Source organism: Ruegeria sp. BG5 (assembly GCF_056538425.1).
Map to the genome: position 1 here is coordinate 274,079 of NZ_JBQFTC010000003.1, position 16,746 is coordinate 290,824.

Below are 16,746 nucleotides of genomic sequence, written 5' to 3' on the forward strand. Positions count from 1 at the left end.
GGGCTGATTTACCCGTGCAGGGGTTTGTTATTGGCGGCTCTGTAGGCTTCGACATATCCACGCGCGACAGCCCGGACGGCGCGGCCAATCTGGGAATAGGCCTCGTCCGGAAGGTTGGCAAAGGACACGCGCGCCGACCAGCCCGGGGCGTCGAACCCGCTGCCGTTCAGCAGGACGATGCCGTGATCTTCGGCCAGTTTGAACGCGATATCCAGCGGGTGGACGTTCTGCTTGATCCAGTCCACGACCTCTTCGCCGACATATTTTCGCAGCCAGAATTCGAAGTCGATGATCCCATAATAGGCGTCATAGTTCTCGCCTGCATCGACATCGATGCCCAAAGCCTCGGTCAGCATTTTGAAGCGGCGATGGACCAGTTCCATGCAGGCGGCCTGATAGTCCTTTTTGGTATCCACCAGCTCGACCAGCGAAAACAGGGTCATCATCACCTGCTGCGGCAGGGACAGTCCCGCCGTATGGTTCAGTGCAACATCCCGGCTGTCCGCAACCAGACGGTCGATGAACCGAATGTCGCGCGGCGTCAGGCTGAGCGTGCCATAGCGTTTGTCCAAACTCTCTTTGATCTCATCGGGGTGTTCGGCCAGTTTCAAGTCAAAGATATTGTCCTGCGCAACCGCGATCACGCCCAGACGCCAGCCGGTGCAGCCAAAATATTTCGAGTAGGAATACACTCCAATCGTATTGCGCGGCACGAATCCCATGACCGAGGTGAAATCGTGCACGAAGGTGCCGTAAACATCATCGGTCAGCATGATCAGATCGGGTCGGTCATTTTCGACCAGATCCGCCAGTTTTTGCAGCGAGGCCTTGTTCAATGCAACCGATGACGGATTGCCCGGATTGACCAGAAAGAAGGCTTTGACCTTCGGGTCCTTCAGCTTTTCCACCGCTGCATCGGTCAGTTGAAAACCGTCCTCTTCATCGGTTTCGACATGCACGGATTCGAGGCTGTAATCCTCAAGCTCGGGCATCTCCAGATATGGCGTGAAGATCGGTGTGCACAGGGCGATGGTGTCCCCGGGGTTGAGCAACCGATTTGCCTTGAGCGTTTTGAAAATGTAGCACATGGCCGCCGTGCCGCCTTCAACCGCAAACAGATCGAATTTCGCATCCGGTTGATGGCCGGAACACATGGCCCACATCAGGTATTCATGCGCGATGATCGCGTTGTGTTTCAGGATGCGATCCGGCACCGGGTAGTTGTCGCCGATGATCGAATCCGTTAGTTCATGCACAAACGCGTCCGCGTTAAAGTCGAAGGCGAAGATCGCGTGTTTGATCACCTCAAGCAGCGTATCGACGCCCGGCGTTTCGGCGTGGGTCTCGGCCCATTTCAACAGACGCTCATGGCATCCGTTCTGCGCGGGCATCCCGCCCAGACCCGCTGGGTGGTTCATGACGCGTTTGGCTTCGGTCACAGCGAACTGACCCAGTGCAAAAAACGCCTCGCGCGGGCGGGTGGCGATCCAGTTGGGGTTGCCACGGCCTGCGTTCAGAAAGGCCGAGTTCGACTTGTGCGCCTCGTCCGAGGCGAGTTTGATCAGCTCATCCTTGATCTGAAAGGGGCTGAGCGCTTCGTAGTCATGCAGTTTCAGTCTGTCCATGAATCCAACCTTTCCAAATCAGCTGAGGATCAAAACAACGACCATGCCAAAGATGGTCAGCAGCGTGTTTCCGATGGCATAGGGCATCCCGTATCCCAGCGCGGGAATTCGGCTTTGGGCCGCTTCCTGTATCATCCCCAGCGCCGCCGTGGTGGTACGCGCACCGGCGCAGGCCCCGAACAGGATGGCCGGGTGAAACTTGAAGACATAGTGTCCCACATAGACCGAGAAGATCATCGGCAAGGACGTCGCCACGATCCCCCACAGCAGCAAGGCAATACCCGCCTGTTGCAGCCCGGCGATAAAGCCCGGCCCGGCGGTGATTCCGATCACGGCAATAAAGACATTCAGGCCGAGTGTATTCATCAACCACAATGACGGGCCGGGAATGCGCCCAAATGTGGGATGCACCGTACGCAACCAACCCAGCAAGAGACCTGACAGCAATGCGCCGCCCGTGGTCGACAGGCTGATCGGAAACCCGCCCATCGTGATGGCCAGCGTCCCGACCAACCCACCGAGGAAAATGCCCCAGCCGACAAAGGCCAGATCAGTTGTATCTACGGGCCGGTCAGCATAGCCGATTTCGGCTATCACAGCCTCGACATGACGTTTGCTGCCCAGCACCGTCAGAATGTCACCGCGATGCAGCACGGTGCCCGGTAACAGAGGCAATTCAACCATGTTGCGCATCAGCTTCGAGACATAGACGCCGCGCGCCATGGACAGCTTGCCCAACTCCTCCAGCGTTTTTCCGTGCACCTCTTTGTTGGTGATCAGAACATCCAGCTTTTCGGACGGGATACTCAGCAGTTCCGGCGCGTCAGCCTCTTTCAGCTTGGCTTCGAGCAATCCCACAAGGTCGGCCCGGCGGCCTGAGAACATGACGGTGTCGCCCGCCTGCAGGATCGTATCATCTTCGACCTCGACGATCTGGTCGCCACGTTTGATCCGCTCGGCATAGATGCGGACGCCGGGCATGAGGTCTTTGACGGGTTGGCCCAGAAGATCGCTGCCCTCGGGGATCACGAAGGCGCGGGATTCGATGGCGCGATAGCCCGAAACGATCCCCTCGCCCGTGTCCACGGCCGCACCACCGCCCAGCTTCGCCTCGTATTCCTTGCAGGCGGCGACCAGATCAACGCCGATCAGACGCGGCCCGATCTTGGCCAGAATGATGGCCGAGCCGATGGTGCCGTAGATATAGGTGACCGCATAGGCAATCGGGATCTGGTTGGCATAGGTTTGCGCCTGCTCGGACGACAGCCCCAACTGGTTGATCTGATCCGTCGCCACCCCAATCGCAGCCGAGATTGTCTGCGATCCAGCATAAAGCCCGGCGGCAAAACCAAGCTCCAACCCGGCAATCTTGGCGGCAACAACCGGGACGATCAGGCACAGGGCCAGTACGCTGAGCGCAAACAGAACCTCGCGCGCGCCATCGGCCTTGAGCCCTCGGATAAACTGCGGCCCGACGCCGTATCCGACGGCAAAGATAAACATGATGAAGAAAGTGGATTTGACGGCCGAGTCGACCTCGATATGCACCTGCCCGATCACGACAGCAGCCAGCAGAGTTGCGGTTACGGTGCCCAGACTGAACCCGAACAGCTTCCATGGACCAACCAGAAACCCGATGCCGATGGACAGAAACACCGCCAGTTCGGGGTAGCTGCGCAACACATTCACAAACCAGTCGATCATCGCCCATCTCCTGTAACCACGTCACCCCAGAGGCCGGGATACCGTTCATATGAGAAGCCGCAGGCCTTCACACAGGACAATCAACCAATCAAACCGTCACGCTGCCTGGCGGAAAAGAAATCAAATGCATCAAGTCAAGGCGACGATATCGTAAGATATGAATTTGTCTAGGATTTTTCCGAACTCCGAGGCTTAGTACCTATTACGGGACCTTGCGCCCTCATGCGTGATGGAATGCAGCGAAAGGGTGTGATCCATGTTCCGCATCCAATGCCGCAGCATCTGCCGACACAACCGGGCAAGATCATCTGCATAGGCCGTGTCACCGGCGACGTTCTCGAACTCACCCTTGCCGTGATGGTCGAACAGGATCGGCGGCAGGTCGGCTGCAAACTCAATCAACGTGAAGCGATCATCGCGCAGGATGCCCAGACATGAATCGCTGTTGCCCGTCCCCAAGCGCTGTTGCCAAAGGGTCGGGTTCTCTGGCTCGGAAAAATCAAGCTCGCTGAAGGAATAGTTTCGCCAATCGTCGGGCACATTGCCCTGCAATAAGGGTATCAGGGACCGACCGTCCATCTCGTTCGGGGCGGATTGCCCGACCCATTGCAGAATGGTCGGCGTGATGTCGATGGATTCAGTGGGAACCGTCACCTCAGCCCCCGCCCGCGCCTGATTTCCGGGCATCCGGATCATCAGCGGTGTGTGATAGGCCGCGTCATAGACCGTCATCTTGCCCCAGCTATGCCGGTCGCCCAGCATCTCACCATGATCCGCCGTCAGTACGATCAGCGTATCGTCATACTGTCCGCTGTCCTTCAGGTACTGGACCACGCGGCCAATATGGTGATCCACCTCGCTCGCCAGTCCGAAATAGATCGACCGCAGGGTACGGATGTTCTTATCCGTGGGCGCGACCGCATCAAAACCGTGCACAAACTCTTTTTCGGTGTAGACCTCCAGCTTGGGGCCAAAGAACGGGTGCAGGGCTTTTTCGGCTTCGGGCGTGGCCAGCCGGTCCGGCAAAGGCACACTATCCGGGTCATACATGGTGTTGTACGGCGCCGGGGCCACCAATGGGGGGTGCGGGCGGATATAGGTCAGATGAGCAAACCAGTTCTGATCGTGATGCGACGCGATGCCTTCAAGAAACGCGTCGGTCAGAAAGGCCGTGTCACTGTCCTCGGCCCGATACATCGCCGGGTCGTTTAGTTTGGGCGGCCCACCTGACGGCGAAACCGGCTTGTAGACGTCCATATAGCTGTCGAACGCATAGCCCTTTTTCATCAGATGCGCGCGCCAGGGATAGGATTCCTCCAACCGCATCTCGACAACTTCAAGGAAGCCTTCCATCGACTGTTCATAGGTTCGCAGGATCGGATCATTCGGGTCGTAGGCACGCGGGTCTGCCGGGGTGTCGGTATAGCCGAACAGCATCGGCAGATAGCCAGCCTTGCGCATTTCGGTCGCGATATTGGGAATATCGTGGCGCAGCGGCGTACCGTTACGGACCGAGCGGTGGTTCATCGCGTATTGCCCGGTCAACAGCGATGCGCGTGACGGGCCACAGGGGTTGGTCACCGAATAGTGCCGTTTGAACGTCACCGCCTCGGCCATGAAGGATCGCAGATTTGGCAGGTTTACATGATCCGCCAACGCTCCGAACAGGCAATCTGCCCGAAGCTGGTCGATTATGATGAACAGAACTTTCCCAGCCTGACCCATGTCGCGCACCTCGATTCCGCACCCGAGTTTCTGGTGCGGACTGTGTCGCGGAACGACTGACCTCGCAAGAACTTAGTCGAGCTCGTACTTGGTCTCGTAATTTTCCCTCAGCGCCGAGTCCTGATCTTCTTTGCGCAACAGGCAGTTGCCGATCGACAGAACCTCGATATCCGTACCCATGAAGCAGCGGAACGCATCGGTCGGAGTGCAGACAATCGGCTCGCCCCGCACGTTGAACGAGGTGTTCACGACCAAAGAGCATCCGGTCAGGTCTTTGAACTTGGAAATCAGCGCGTGATAGGCCGGGTTCGTGTCCTGATGCACGGTCTGAATGCGGGCAGAGTAATCCACATGGGTCACCGCCGGGATCTCGGATCGTTTGACGTTCAGCTTGTCGATGCCAAACAGATCGTTTTCCTCATCCGTCATCTGGCGGCGGATTTTTTCCTGAACATCGGCCACGATCAGCATATAGGGGCTGTCGCCGTCCAGCTCGAACCAATCCGCGACGTCCTCGCGCAGGACAGACGGCGCGAAGGGGCGGAAGCTTTCGCGGTATTTGACCTTCAGGTTCAGGGTTTTCTGCATCGACTCGGATCGTGGATCCCCCAGGATCGAGCGTGCGCCCAAGGCGCGTGGCCCGAACTCCATCCGACCCTGAAACCATCCGACCGCTTTTCCGTCCGCCAGCGCCTGCGCAGTCTGATCGACCAGTTCACCGTTTTCGTAGGTGGTGAATTTGGCCCCGGCACGGGTCAGTTCTGCGGCAATCTCATCATCTTCGAAACGTGGGCCCAGATAGGCCCCCTGCATCTGATCGCCCGAGGTGACCTGTCGTGGGTTCCCCAATTCCTGATGCCACGCAGCGCAGGCGGCCCCTAGTGCCCCGCCTGCGTCCCCGGCGGCAGGCTGAATCCAGACGTTGTCAAACGCGCCATCGCGCAAAATCTTGCCGTTTGCCACGCAGTTCAGGGCGACACCGCCCGCCATGCACAGATTTCGGATGCCGTGTTCGCGCGCCAGATCGCGGGTGATACGCAGCATGATCTCTTCGGTCAAGGCCTGCACGGATGCAGCGATATCCATATGAAACTGCGTCAATTGATCGGTTTCGGGCTTGCGTACGGGCTGGCCGAACAAATCCTCAAGCGCCTTGCTGGTCATGGTCAGACCGGCCGTATAATTAAAGTACTTCTGGTTCAGCCGGAACGAGCCGTCCTCTTTCAAATCAACCAGATGTTCGAGGATCAGATCCTTGTATTTCGGCACCCCGTACGGGGCCAGACCCATGACCTTGTATTCGCCGGAATTGACCTTGAACCCGGTGTAATAGGTGAAGGCGGAATAGAGCAGTCCCAGCGAATGCGGGAAATGCAGTTCCTTGACCATCGTCAGCTCATTGCCGCGCCCGATACCAACCGTGGTTGTGGCCCACTCGCCCACACCATCCACCGTCAGCACAATCGCCTCTTCAAAGGGTGAGGGGTAAAACGCGCTGGCGGCGTGGCTGACGTGATGTTCCGAGAAAAGGATCTTATCGACGGTAAAACCGGGATCGATTTTGCGAAGCTGCTTGTTCAGCAAATCCTTCAGAAATAGCTTCTCACGCAACCAGACCGGCATGGCCATTCGGAACGAATTGAACCCGCGCGGCGCGACTGCGATGTAAGTTTCGATCAATCGTTCGAATTTCAGAAACGGTTTGTCGTAGAACACGACATTGTCCACGTCCGCCAAGGTGATGCCTGATTCGGCCAGCACGTATTGGATCGCCTTTTCCGGAAATCCGGGGTCGTGTTTTTTGCGGGTAAACCGCTCTTCCTGTGCGGCGGCCACGATCTGGCCGTCGCGCAACAATGCTGCGGCGCTGTCATGATACAGCGCGGAAATGCCCAGAATGTACGTCATAAGATCAGAACAGCGTGTAAACGAACGGCGCGATGGCAGAACCTTGGCTAAGGACGATCAGTCCACCGAATACAGCCAGCATCACAAAGATGGGCAGCAGCCAAAACTTCTTTCTGACCCTCAAAAACGACCAGAGCTCGGAAACGAATGTCACGTCTGGTACTCCCTTCTTTAAAACTGTTGTTTCATGCTGCCAGGCTGGTCCTTGCGGACGACCCAATAGCTTTCTGCACTGCTATCTAGCCTTTCGGACAAAAGGTCTTTGCCCAACAATCGCGCCACCAGGCCAAACGGCACAAAGGTGGTGATGAAGACCAGAAACATCACGACAGGCGCGACAATGGCCCCCAACAGCATACCAAACTTGAACCAAAGCCGGTTCGGTTTGGCCAAAACCTGCGGGGCAAGAAAAGTCAGCGCAAGGATGATCCCTGCAATGAAAAGCAGTATCCAACGCGGGGATCCGCCGCCAAATACAGGCCACAGGGCAATGATCAGAAAAACCGCTGTGAAGACAAATCCGAACCCGCGCTCGGACCCGATTTCGACATCAACATTCGCGTGATGGTCAGACATGACACACAACCAAACAACTAAAACTCAACCACATGTAATAAGGTAGCATTACCTTCGGTTGAAACAAGTGAATTGGGTCACAATGCGACCGGGAATCTGCACTCTGACGCCAAGCAGTGTCACACCCAGGCCATTCTGATCTCCCAAATCCCCGCGAAAGCAACAAAGCCGTTGCAGCCCGTGGGCGTTTTCCGTCACATGTCCTCATGACGCCGCCCAAGATCACCTCTGAGCGCGAAAGCACCGGCACACATGTGCGCATTTCGGGCGCGCTGCTGACGCAGTCCTTGGAAACGGTCGAACGCGACTTCGCCGCGGTTCAGCCAGTTGGCGGCGACGTGACCGTGGACCTGTCGGAAGTCGAGGCGTTGGATACCGGTGGCGCGTGGCTGGTGGCGGACCTGTCGCGGCGGTTCACGGCCAATGGCGCGCAGCTTCAGTTTCTGGGGTTGAAACCGGCACATGCCGCTTTGATCGATACCGTATCGCACAACATCCCCGACAAGCCGGGGCGGCTGGCCAAACCCAGGACCTTCGCCGATTGGGTCGAGAGCGTTGGTCGCAGCACCTTCGGGGCATGGAAGGATACGCTGTCGATCCTCGGGTTTCTGGGTCTGACCCTGCACCGGCTGGCCCGCACGATTGCAATGCCATGGCGGTTGCGGCGGGCGGCCCTGTTCACGCATATGGAAGAAACCGGGTTCAAGGCCCTGCCCATCGTGGCGCTGATGGGGTTTCTGATCGGCGTTGTTCTGGCCTTTCAGGGGGCCACGCAGCTGAAACAGTTCGGGGCCGAGATTTTTGTGGTCGAACTGATCTCAATCTCGGTTCTGCGCGAGTTGGGGATTTTGCTGACCGCGATCATTGTCGCGGGCCGGTCAGGCTCGGCCTTTACCGCCTCAATCGGGTCGATGAAGGTGCAGGAGGAGATTGACGCCATGCGCACGCTGGGTCTGGACCCGATCGAGGTTCTGGTGGTGCCACGTGTTCTGGCCCTGCTGATCATGTTGCCAATTCTCGGCTTTGTCGCCGATATGGCCGGGCTGTTCGGCGGCGCGTTGATGAGTTGGATCGATCTGGGCATCAGCCCCGGCATGTTCATCACGCGCCTGAACGAAAGCACCGATGTCTGGCAACTGGCCGTTGGCTTGATCAAGGCCCCGTTCTTTGCGCTGGTCATCGGGGTCATCGCGTGCTGGCAGGCCATGCAGGTCAAGGGCTCGGCGCAAAGCGTCGGGCAACGCACCACCGCCTCGGTGGTGCAGTCGATTTTCATGGTGATCGCGATCGACGCGCTGTTTTCGATCTTCTTCTCAGAGCTGGGGATCTGACATGGACGGCACCGTGCAGCATCAGACAACCCCGGTGGACGTACAGCGCGAGGCGGTGATCCGTGTGCGTGGGCTGCGCAATCAGTTCGGGCCGCAAGTGGTACATGACGACCTGAATCTGGATGTCTGGCGGGGTGAGGTTCTGGGCATCGTCGGCGGCTCGGGCACCGGTAAATCGGTACTGTTGCGCACGATTGTTGGGCTCAACACACCTGCGGCGGGCAGTATCGAGGTTCTGGGCGTCGATGTTCTGAACGGCCCCGAAGAAGATCGCCGCCGCATTGAACGCCACTGGGGTGTCGCCTTTCAGGATGGCGCGCTGTTTTCTTCGCTGACTGTGCTGCAAAACGTCATGGCCCCGCTGCGCGAACATACCGGTATCAGCGAACGGTTGATGGAGTCGCTGGGCGCATTGAAAATCAGCCTGGTCGGACTGCCCCAGCTGAGCTGTGGCAAGTTCCCGTCGGAACTGTCGGGCGGTATGCGCAAACGGGCCGCGCTGGCGCGTGCGCTGTCGCTGGACCCCGAGATCGTGTTTCTGGACGAACCCACCGCCGGGTTGGATCCCATCGGTGCGGCTGCTTATGATGCCCTGATCCGCGAGTTGCAGCAGGCGCTGGGACTGACCGTCTTTATGGTCACGCACGATCTGGACAGCCTTTATGCCATCTGCGACCGGGTTGCCGTGCTTGCAGAAAAGCGCGTGCTGGTCGAAGGTCCGATTGAAGAGATGACCAAGGTCGATCATCCTTGGGTGCAGGAATACTTCACAGGCCCCCGCGCCCGCGCGGCGCAGGACAAAGGGCAGGACAGGTAGAGGCGATGGAAACCCGGGCGAATTACATTCTGATCGGCGCGTTCACCCTTGCGGGCATTCTAGGGGCGTTCGGCTTCTTCCTGTGGCTCGCCAAATTCGAAGTGACCCGCCAATACGCCTATTACGATGTGCTGTTCGACAATGTCTCGGGCCTGTCGGCGGCGGGCGGCGTCAGTTATAACGGTCTGCCGGTCGGACAGGTTATATCCTTGAATCTGGATGAGGACGATCCGTCGAAGGTTCGTGTGCGCATCGAGGTGGACGCCGATATTCCGGTCACCGAAGAAACGATTGCGCAGTTGCAATCGCTGGGGGTGACCGGGGTCGGCTATGTCGAACTGACGGGGGGCTCCGCCTCGGCAGCGCGTTTGCCGCAGGACAGCGTGATCAAAAGCAAACGCAGCACCATTCAGTCCCTGTTTGAAGGCGCGCCCAAAGTGCTGGACGAGGCCGTGACCCTGCTACAGGAACTGAACTCGGTCGTGGATGAGAAGAACCGGAAGGCCGTATCCGACATTCTGGACAACCTCGCCTCGGCCACCGGTCGGCTGGACAAGACGCTTTCGGATTTCGAATCCGTCTCGGCCAATATCGGCAATGCGGCGCAGGATATCGGGGTCTTCACCAAAAAGCTGGACCCGTTGATCAGTTCCGCTGAATCCACCCTTGAAACCGGTACGGACACATTGAAGTCGATCAAAACCGCTTCCGACACCGCAAAAGAGGCGCTGGATGAGGCCAAGGTGACCCTGACGACGACCAACCGCGTGATCGAACAGGATATCCGCCCGTTCATCGAACGCGGCTCGGATCTGGCCGAGAACCTCACCCGGTTGTCACAGGAGGCTGGCGCATCCCTCAGCGTGATCACCGAGACCGTTCTGAACGCCAACACGACGCTTGGATCGATCACCTCGACCATGGACTCGGCTAAGAGGGCGCTGGCCTCGGCAGAGCGGGCCTTTGACTCGGCCAATCAGGTGATCGAGACCGACGTCGCCCCGGTGGCACAGGATATTCGCCGGGCCGCCAATCAGGTGACCGAAACCGTCGCAGGCATTACCGACAAGATCGACAAGATCTCTGACGACGTGCTCAGCGCGTCGAATTCCGCGAAAGAGCTGCTGGGCACCATCGACAGGGTGGTGCAGGACAATCGGCGTCAGGTGTCTGATTTCCTGCGGGTCGGATTACCGCAGTTCATTCGGTTTATTGAAGAATCCCAGCGTCTGGTCATCAGCCTTGATCGCCTGGTCGACAAGGTCGAACGCGACCCGGCACGCTTTTTGCTGGGCACCCAAGCATCGGAGTTCCGTCAATGATAAGGCCCCTTATTCTATCCCTGGTGGCTGTGATACTGGGCGGCTGCGCCGGTTTGGGCACATTGCAGCAGGCCTCAAAACCGAACGACCTGTATCTTTTGACGCCCAAAAGCACGTTCGCATCCTCGCTGCCGCGTATCCAGAAGCAGATCGTGGTTGAAGAACCCACCGCGACGGCGGCTGTTAACACCGACCAGATCGCGGTGCAACCGACCCCTTTGCAGGTTCAATACCTGCCGCGCGCGCGATGGGTGGATCGGGCCCCGCTGATCGTGCAGGCGCTGCTGGTCGAAAGCTATGAGAACTCGGGCAAGGTTGCGGCTGTTGGTCGTTCAACCGTGGGTCTTCGCGCCGATTATGTCATAGCGCCGGATCTGCGCGAATTTCAGGGCATCGTGGTGTCCGAGACCGAAAACGGCAAAACCGTCCGCATCGAAGTCCGTGTGAACATCAAGATCATCGATGAATATGAAGACAAGATCATCGCCTCAAGCTCGTTTCAGGAAAACGTAGTGGCCGCCAGCGATCAGACGCCCGATCTGGTCAATGCCTTCGACGTCGCGTTGGGACGAACCATGCGGGACGCGGTGGAATGGAGCGTGCGCCGGATCAATACGCACGCTGCCAATAACCCCCGTTCGACCGTCAACTGACGCCGTCAGAAATGCGCGGCTGATGCGCGCTGCCAATCCGCTGCATATTCGGGCGGAATCGTGTCGGACAGAAACGCACCTTCATCGACCAGCGTGTATAGTTCGGCGTAAGAATACTCCCGTTCGTCGGCAGTACGGCGGCGGATATCAGCGAGTGTCAGTTCGGACACGGTCTGTTTCCCCATCGCGCCCAGCAACTCGCGGAAGCTTTCCAAGGTGGCATCATGATAGCGATGCACCCGCTGGCGTTTTTGCGGAACATTCACTGCGCGGCCCCGGATCGGGTCCTGTGTCGCCACGCCCGAGGGGCAGCGATTGGTGTTGCAGTGCAGCGCCTGAATGCAGCCCACCGCAAACATCATCGCGCGCGCGGCATTACACATATCCGCGCCAAGGGCGAATTTTTCGACCATGTCATAGCCGGTGGCCACTTTGCCCGAGCATATGATCCGGATCTTGTCGCGCAGCCCGGCACCGCGCAGGCAGTTGTTCACGAAGATCAACGCCTCGTTCAGCGGCATCCCCAGACGGTTGGTGAATTCAACCGGCGCTGCCCCAGTTCCGCCTTCCGAGCCGTCAATTGTGATGAAATCTGGCAGAATTCCGGTTTCCAGCATGGCCTTGCAGATCGCCATGAACTCGGACGGGTTGCCGATGCACAGTTTGAAGCCGATCGGCTTGCCGCCTGACATCTCGCGCAGATGCTGTACGAATTCGATCAACCCGGTGGGGCCGTCGAAAGCGGAATGAACGGGGGGTGAGATCACATCCTGATGTTCGGGCACGCCCCGGATCTCGGCGATTTCCTTGTCGACCTTCGCGGCCGGAAGCACCCCGCCATGCGAAGGCTTTGCCCCTTGCGAGAGCTTGATTTCAATCGCTTTGACGACGTCTTTCTTGGCTTTCTCCGCGAACTTGTCCTTGTCAAACCCACCTTCGGGCGTGCGACAGCCGAAATAGCCGGTGCCGATCTGCCAGATGACATCGCCACCTTCGGCCAGATGATGCGGCGACAGCCCACCTTCGCCCGTGTTATGCGCAAACCCGCCATCCTTCGCCCCGCCGTTCAGGGCCCGGATCGCATTGGCGCTGAGCGCGCCAAAGCTCATGGCCGACACATTCAGGCGCGACGCGTCATAGGGTTTGTCGCATTGCGGCCCGCCCAGCATCACCCTTTCTTCGCTTTCATGCACATCCTTGGGCGCAAGTGAGTGGTTGGCCCGATGGTAGCCCACAGTCAGGATGTCATATTGGGTACCAAACGCCTGCGTATCGACCTGACCCTTGGCGCGGGAATAGACAAGGCTGCGAATGATCCGGTTGTAGGGCCGCCCGCTTTCGTTGGTTTCCACGAAATATTGCCGGATCTCGGGGCTGACAAATTCCAGCATGTACCGAAAATGCCCCAGCACCGGATAGTTGTTCAGCACGTTATGCTTGGTGGTCAGCATGTCATACATCCCGATCACGGCGTACGGGATCAAAATGACCAGCAGCCAGTGCGCCGGTGGCCAGAAAAAGCCCAGGATCGCCACCAAGGGCAGACAGACGAAACTCAGAAAATAATAGAGCCTGCGTACAACCATTCCTGATCTCCTTGGGTGGGTTGTTGGTGGGGACGGTCTGAACCCATGTGATTTAGACCGAAGGCGTTGACGCCAAAGTGAAACATCTTGGCTTTTGATTGCAAGCCCTTAGGTTTCGCGGAAACAAACCGGTCGGGAATGTGAAACCACGTTACAGGTTTGATTGATCCCGCGGTTCGCGCACAGTATGCCGGTCAAGCGACAGCAATAGGCGGGACGGGTGGCGGGACCAAACGGCAAGACTGCGAAACATGGGCGTGTCCTGATGTTCCTGTCAGTATTCGTGGGCGGGGCGCTTGGGTCGCTTCTGCGCGAACTGTTTGCGCTGGACATTCCCGGCGTGCCCATCCTGACCGCAACCTTTGGCATCAACATCTTCGCGTGTTTTGTGCTGGGCTGGCTGTATGCCATCCGGCACCGGGTCCACGCGCATGTTCTGCATCTGGGGGCCGTTGGGTTCTGTGGCGGGCTGTCAACGTTTTCCTCATTCGTGGCAGAACTTGACCGGCTGGCCCAAACCGCGCTTTGGACGGCCCCCGCTGCTGCGGCGCTTGAGATCGCGTTTAGTCTGGCTGCGGCCCTTGTGGGTGAGGCATTGGGGCGGTGGTTTCATGCAAAAGGTGGGCGGCAATGATTGACCTGTACCTGCATGCGATGTTCGGCTTGGGCGGCGGGCTTGGTGCGGTTCTGCGCCATTGGCTGGCATTGCGGGTCACCCACGCCCTGCCCCTGTCCACGCTGATCGTGAACGTTCTGGGCAGCCTGCTGCTGGGCCTGTGGATCGGCTATCTGGGCGGTCCGGTCGAGATGGGGGACGAGCAGAACCGCTTGGTTTTCGGCTTTTGCGGCGGGTTCACGACGTTTTCCAGCTTTGCCTATCAAACGCTGGAATTACGCCGCAAGCGCACATTGGCAGTGGCCGCAGGCAATATCATGGTCAGCCTTATTCTGTGCTGGGGGGCCTTGTGGCTGGGGTTGGTTCTAACCCGCTAATGGGCATGTACCTGAGCCGTTGTGCCCGGCTTCGGGGCCCGGCAGAAGAACAGCAGCGGCAAAGTCGCCAGCGCCAGCAGCCCCAGATTGTTGAACACGGTCAGGTACGAGATCATCTCGGCCTGTCGCGCGATCTCTTGCCCCAGAATGGCCGCGCCCTGGGCACTGTCCGGTGTCAGCCCCAAGGGCGCCAGATAAGCCTGTGCCGCCGGGTTATAGGGCGTGACGTTCTGGCTCAGCACCGCGGTATTGGTCTGCAATCCCCGCACGACCCAAGTCCCGACCAGTGAAATACCAACCGATGAGCCCAACTGACGGGTGACGTTGAACAGGCCCGAGGCCTCGTCCTGCCGCGCTTTGCTGATGCTTTCGAAGGCCAGAATGGACATCGGGACAAAGACAAGCCCCATACCCAGACCGCTGATGATGCCGGGAATGGCCAGTTCCCAGAATCCTGCATTCAAGTTCAGCATCCCCATCATGAAATTGCTGATTGCGGTCAGCGTCATTCCGACCCCGGCCAGCACACGGGGGTCAAACCGTTTCACCAGTACGGCCCCGGTTGCGACCATGGACACGCCGGCCGCAAGACCACGCGGGATGAACAGGTGGCCGGATTCGATGACCGGATAGTCCAGCAGCGTCTGAACAAAGGTCGGTAAAATGGCGATGCCGCCATAGAGCGACACCGCAAACCCCACGATCACCAGATTACACAGAGCAAAGTTGCGGTCCGCGAAAAGGCGCAGATCAACAACCGGAGTTTTTGCTGTCAGGCAATGTACGATCAACCCCAGCGCGCCCAGAACCGACGCAACAAGCGCAACCTGAATAATGCGCGAGGACAGCCAGTCCTTGGTCTCACCCTGATCCAGAATGAATTGCAGGCACCCGATGCCAAGGGCCAGAAGCGCAAGGCCCTGCCAATCGATCTTCACCTCTTCGGTCTCGTCTTTCGGCAGCTCTCCGGCAAGCAACAGCAGCGCCATGGCCGCAATGGGAAGGTTCACGAAAAAGACCATCCGCCACGAAAAATACTCGGTCAGGATCGCGCCCATCGTTGGGCCCAGAACCGGGGCCACGACCACACCGAGGCCAAATACGGCCATCGCCTCGCCCCGTTTTTCGCGCGGGAAGGCGTCGAACAGGATGGATTGCGACAAGGGGATCAGGAAGGCCCCGAACATGCCTTGCGCCAGCCGGAAGAACACGATGGTCTCAAGGCTCCAGGACAGGCCGCACATGATCGACATGCAGGCAAAGCCGGTCACGGCGGTCAGGATCAAGCGGCGTCGCCCGACCCGACGCGCGACAAAGCCGGTCAGCGGCATCACCACAACCGCCGAGACGATATAGCTGGTCAGGATCCACGTGGCCTGATCGGTTGTGGCCCCGAATGCGGCCTGAATATGCGGCAGGGCCACGTTGACGATTGTGCTGTCCAGCACTTCCAGAATAGCACTGCAGACCACGGCGACCACGATCACCGGATTGACGTGGCTGCTTGTCACGCCGGTCATTGTGTTGCCGCTGTTGTGTCCACGACCACTTTACTGCTGCCGCCGACCCGCAGGGGCGCATCGGTCGGATCAAGCTCGATCCGAACGGGGAAGCGGCGGGTGACCTTAACCCAGTTGCCGCTGGAGTTCTCGGAGGGCAGCAGCGAGAATGTATCCCCCGACCCGCGCCCGATCGAGGCGACTTTGCCCGTCAAAGTCACTCCCGGCAGCATGTCGATCTGAACCGTCACCGGCTGACCGGGACGAATGCGCGGCAGCGCGGTTTCCTTGAAATTCGCATCGACCCACCAGTCGGCGGATTCGACGATGGAAAACTGCGGCGCGTTGGCGGACACTGACGATCCGGGCCGCAGGGTCAGGTTGGCAATCCAGCCATCGGCGGAAGCAAAGACCTTGGTCCAGGCCAGATTGGCCTTGTCGATCTCCAGCTGGGCGCGTGCTGACAGTATATCGTCTTGCTTCGCCGCCAGCCCGCTTTGCAAGGCCAAAAGGCTGGACTGGCTGCTGGTCAACTGTGCCGAAGCCTGCGCGAAATCCGAGGTTGTCTGATCCAGCGAAGACTGCGCCACATCCCCTGTCGAGAACAGAACCTTGGCGCGTTCCAGCGCCTTTTGCGCTGTGTCATAAGCGGATTGCGCGCTTGCGACCGATGCCTCGGCGGCCGCAATCTGAGTTGCGTATGATTTGGCCTGCTGCTCGGCGCTGTCCAGATTGGCCTTGGACTGATCCACCGACGCCTTGAACTGCGTGTCATCTATGGTGAACAGCAGATCGCCGCTTTTGACCGCTTGGTTTTCGTCAACATGTACCTTGGCCACCTGCCCGGTCACCTGCGGCGCGATGTAGATGATATTCGCGCCGACATAGGCGTCTTGCGTGGACGGATACCTCTCTTCATGTCGCCAGAACAGGAACAGCCCCGCACCAATCGCGGCAAGCATGACAAGAATTGCGACAAGCTTCAGCGACTTCATAACTCAGACCTT

At 58.7% G+C, this 16,746-nt stretch carries 15 protein-coding genes; 6 read left to right on the forward strand and 9 right to left on the reverse strand.

The window, feature by feature from the left end; translation table 11 throughout:
- Positions 1-8: 8 nt before the first annotated feature.
- The 6 genes from ACR0KX_RS13315 to ACR0KX_RS13340 form a co-directional block, all read right to left on the reverse strand.
- A complete protein-coding gene (locus tag ACR0KX_RS13315) occupies positions 9-1,625 on the reverse strand; it encodes a bifunctional aspartate transaminase/aspartate 4-decarboxylase (RefSeq protein WP_170622124.1) in 1,617 nt (538 codons plus the stop codon).
- Between the two features lie 18 nt (positions 1,626-1,643).
- Entirely contained in the window at positions 1,644-3,329 is a 1,686-nt protein-coding gene (gene aspT, locus ACR0KX_RS13320; RefSeq protein WP_170453736.1) for an aspartate-alanine antiporter, read from the reverse strand.
- A 192-nt stretch (positions 3,330-3,521) separates the two neighbouring features.
- The gene (locus tag ACR0KX_RS13325; RefSeq protein ID WP_170622123.1) at positions 3,522-5,054 is read right to left on the reverse strand and encodes a sulfatase-like hydrolase/transferase; all 1,533 of its coding nucleotides are present in this window, start codon (positions 5,052-5,054) and stop codon (positions 3,522-3,524) included.
- A 72-nt stretch (positions 5,055-5,126) separates the two neighbouring features.
- Positions 5,127-6,962, reverse strand: a complete 1,836-nt coding sequence (locus ACR0KX_RS13330; protein WP_170622122.1) for a carbamoyltransferase family protein — start codon at positions 6,960-6,962, stop codon at positions 5,127-5,129.
- A gap of 4 nt (positions 6,963-6,966) precedes the next feature.
- Positions 6,967-7,116 carry a DUF5989 family protein gene (locus ACR0KX_RS13335; protein ID WP_170522955.1) on the reverse strand — a complete coding sequence of 50 codons (150 nt, stop codon included), beginning with the start codon at positions 7,114-7,116 and terminating at the stop codon, positions 6,967-6,969.
- 17 nt (positions 7,117-7,133) lie between these two features.
- Positions 7,134-7,538, reverse strand: coding sequence for an SxtJ family membrane protein (locus tag ACR0KX_RS13340; RefSeq protein ID WP_170622121.1), 405 nt, complete (start codon positions 7,536-7,538; stop codon positions 7,134-7,136).
- A 206-nt stretch (positions 7,539-7,744) separates the two neighbouring features.
- On the opposite strand from ACR0KX_RS13340, the gene ACR0KX_RS13345 reads away from it, so the two are divergent.
- Genes ACR0KX_RS13345 through ACR0KX_RS13360 form a run of 4 tightly spaced genes read left to right on the forward strand, consistent with a single transcriptional unit; the run spans position 7,745 to position 11,661 of the window.
- Positions 7,745-8,869, forward strand: a complete 1,125-nt coding sequence (locus ACR0KX_RS13345) for an ABC transporter permease (protein ID WP_170622120.1) — start codon at positions 7,745-7,747, stop codon at positions 8,867-8,869.
- A 1-nt stretch (position 8,870) separates the two neighbouring features.
- Positions 8,871-9,686, forward strand: coding sequence for an ABC transporter ATP-binding protein (locus ACR0KX_RS13350; RefSeq protein ID WP_170622119.1), 816 nt, complete (start codon positions 8,871-8,873; stop codon positions 9,684-9,686).
- Between the two features lie 5 nt (positions 9,687-9,691).
- The gene (locus tag ACR0KX_RS13355; RefSeq protein ID WP_170622118.1) at positions 9,692-11,008 is read left to right on the forward strand and encodes an MlaD family protein; all 1,317 of its coding nucleotides are present in this window, start codon (positions 9,692-9,694) and stop codon (positions 11,006-11,008) included.
- A gap of 23 nt (positions 11,009-11,031) precedes the next feature.
- Positions 11,032-11,661 (forward strand): ABC-type transport auxiliary lipoprotein family protein, encoded by a 630-nt coding sequence (locus ACR0KX_RS13360; protein WP_480708507.1) that lies wholly within the window; start codon positions 11,032-11,034, stop codon positions 11,659-11,661.
- Positions 11,662-11,666: 5 nt separating this feature from the next.
- Here the strand turns inward: ACR0KX_RS13360 and ACR0KX_RS13365 are convergent, their stop codons facing one another.
- Complete coding sequence (locus ACR0KX_RS13365) at positions 11,667-13,247, reverse strand: FMN-binding glutamate synthase family protein (protein WP_170622117.1); 1,581 nt, start codon at positions 13,245-13,247, stop codon at positions 11,667-11,669.
- Positions 13,248-13,512: 265 nt separating this feature from the next.
- Here ACR0KX_RS13365 and ACR0KX_RS13370 point away from each other — a divergent pair, with 265 nt between their 5' ends.
- Both ACR0KX_RS13370 and ACR0KX_RS13375 read left to right on the forward strand, forming a co-directional pair.
- A complete protein-coding gene (locus ACR0KX_RS13370; protein WP_170622305.1) occupies positions 13,513-13,881 on the forward strand; it encodes a FluC/FEX family fluoride channel in 369 nt (122 codons plus the stop codon).
- Positions 13,878-14,240: a FluC/FEX family fluoride channel gene (locus ACR0KX_RS13375; RefSeq protein ID WP_170622116.1), complete on the forward strand. Its 363-nt coding sequence runs from the start codon at positions 13,878-13,880 to the stop codon at positions 14,238-14,240. Before ACR0KX_RS13370 ends, ACR0KX_RS13375 begins: the two co-directional genes overlap by 4 nt.
- On the opposite strand, the gene ACR0KX_RS13380 is transcribed toward ACR0KX_RS13375, so the two are convergent.
- Positions 14,237-15,760, reverse strand: coding sequence for a DHA2 family efflux MFS transporter permease subunit (locus ACR0KX_RS13380; RefSeq protein ID WP_170622115.1), 1,524 nt, complete (start codon positions 15,758-15,760; stop codon positions 14,237-14,239). The genes ACR0KX_RS13375 and ACR0KX_RS13380 overlap by 4 nt on opposite strands.
- Positions 15,757-16,734, reverse strand: coding sequence for an HlyD family secretion protein (locus ACR0KX_RS13385; RefSeq protein ID WP_170522980.1), 978 nt, complete (start codon positions 16,732-16,734; stop codon positions 15,757-15,759). The genes ACR0KX_RS13380 and ACR0KX_RS13385 overlap by 4 nt, the downstream gene beginning before the upstream one ends.
- Between the last annotated feature and the right edge of the window lie 12 nt (positions 16,735-16,746).

Coding starts and splice junctions, on each gene's coding strand:
- ACR0KX_RS13370 (WP_170622305.1), top strand. CDS start 13,513: ATGTTCCTGTCAGTATTCGTGGGCGGGGCGCTTGGGTCGCTTCTGCGC.
- ACR0KX_RS13355 (WP_170622118.1), top strand. CDS start 9,692: ATGGAAACCCGGGCGAATTACATTCTGATCGGCGCGTTCACCCTTGCG.
- aspT (WP_170453736.1), bottom strand. CDS start 3,329: ATGATCGACTGGTTTGTGAATGTGTTGCGCAGCTACCCCGAACTGGCG.
- ACR0KX_RS13345 (WP_170622120.1), top strand. CDS start 7,745: ATGACGCCGCCCAAGATCACCTCTGAGCGCGAAAGCACCGGCACACAT.
- ACR0KX_RS13350 (WP_170622119.1), top strand. CDS start 8,871: ATGGACGGCACCGTGCAGCATCAGACAACCCCGGTGGACGTACAGCGC.
- ACR0KX_RS13330 (WP_170622122.1), bottom strand. CDS start 6,962: ATGACGTACATTCTGGGCATTTCCGCGCTGTATCATGACAGCGCCGCA.
- ACR0KX_RS13375 (WP_170622116.1), top strand. CDS start 13,878: ATGATTGACCTGTACCTGCATGCGATGTTCGGCTTGGGCGGCGGGCTT.
- ACR0KX_RS13380 (WP_170622115.1), bottom strand. CDS start 15,760: ATGACCGGCGTGACAAGCAGCCACGTCAATCCGGTGATCGTGGTCGCC.
- ACR0KX_RS13325 (WP_170622123.1), bottom strand. CDS start 5,054: ATGGGTCAGGCTGGGAAAGTTCTGTTCATCATAATCGACCAGCTTCGG.
- ACR0KX_RS13315 (WP_170622124.1), bottom strand. CDS start 1,625: ATGGACAGACTGAAACTGCATGACTACGAAGCGCTCAGCCCCTTTCAG.
- ACR0KX_RS13340 (WP_170622121.1), bottom strand. CDS start 7,538: ATGTCTGACCATCACGCGAATGTTGATGTCGAAATCGGGTCCGAGCGC.
- ACR0KX_RS13365 (WP_170622117.1), bottom strand. CDS start 13,247: ATGGTTGTACGCAGGCTCTATTATTTTCTGAGTTTCGTCTGTCTGCCC.
- ACR0KX_RS13385 (WP_170522980.1), bottom strand. CDS start 16,734: ATGAAGTCGCTGAAGCTTGTCGCAATTCTTGTCATGCTTGCCGCGATT.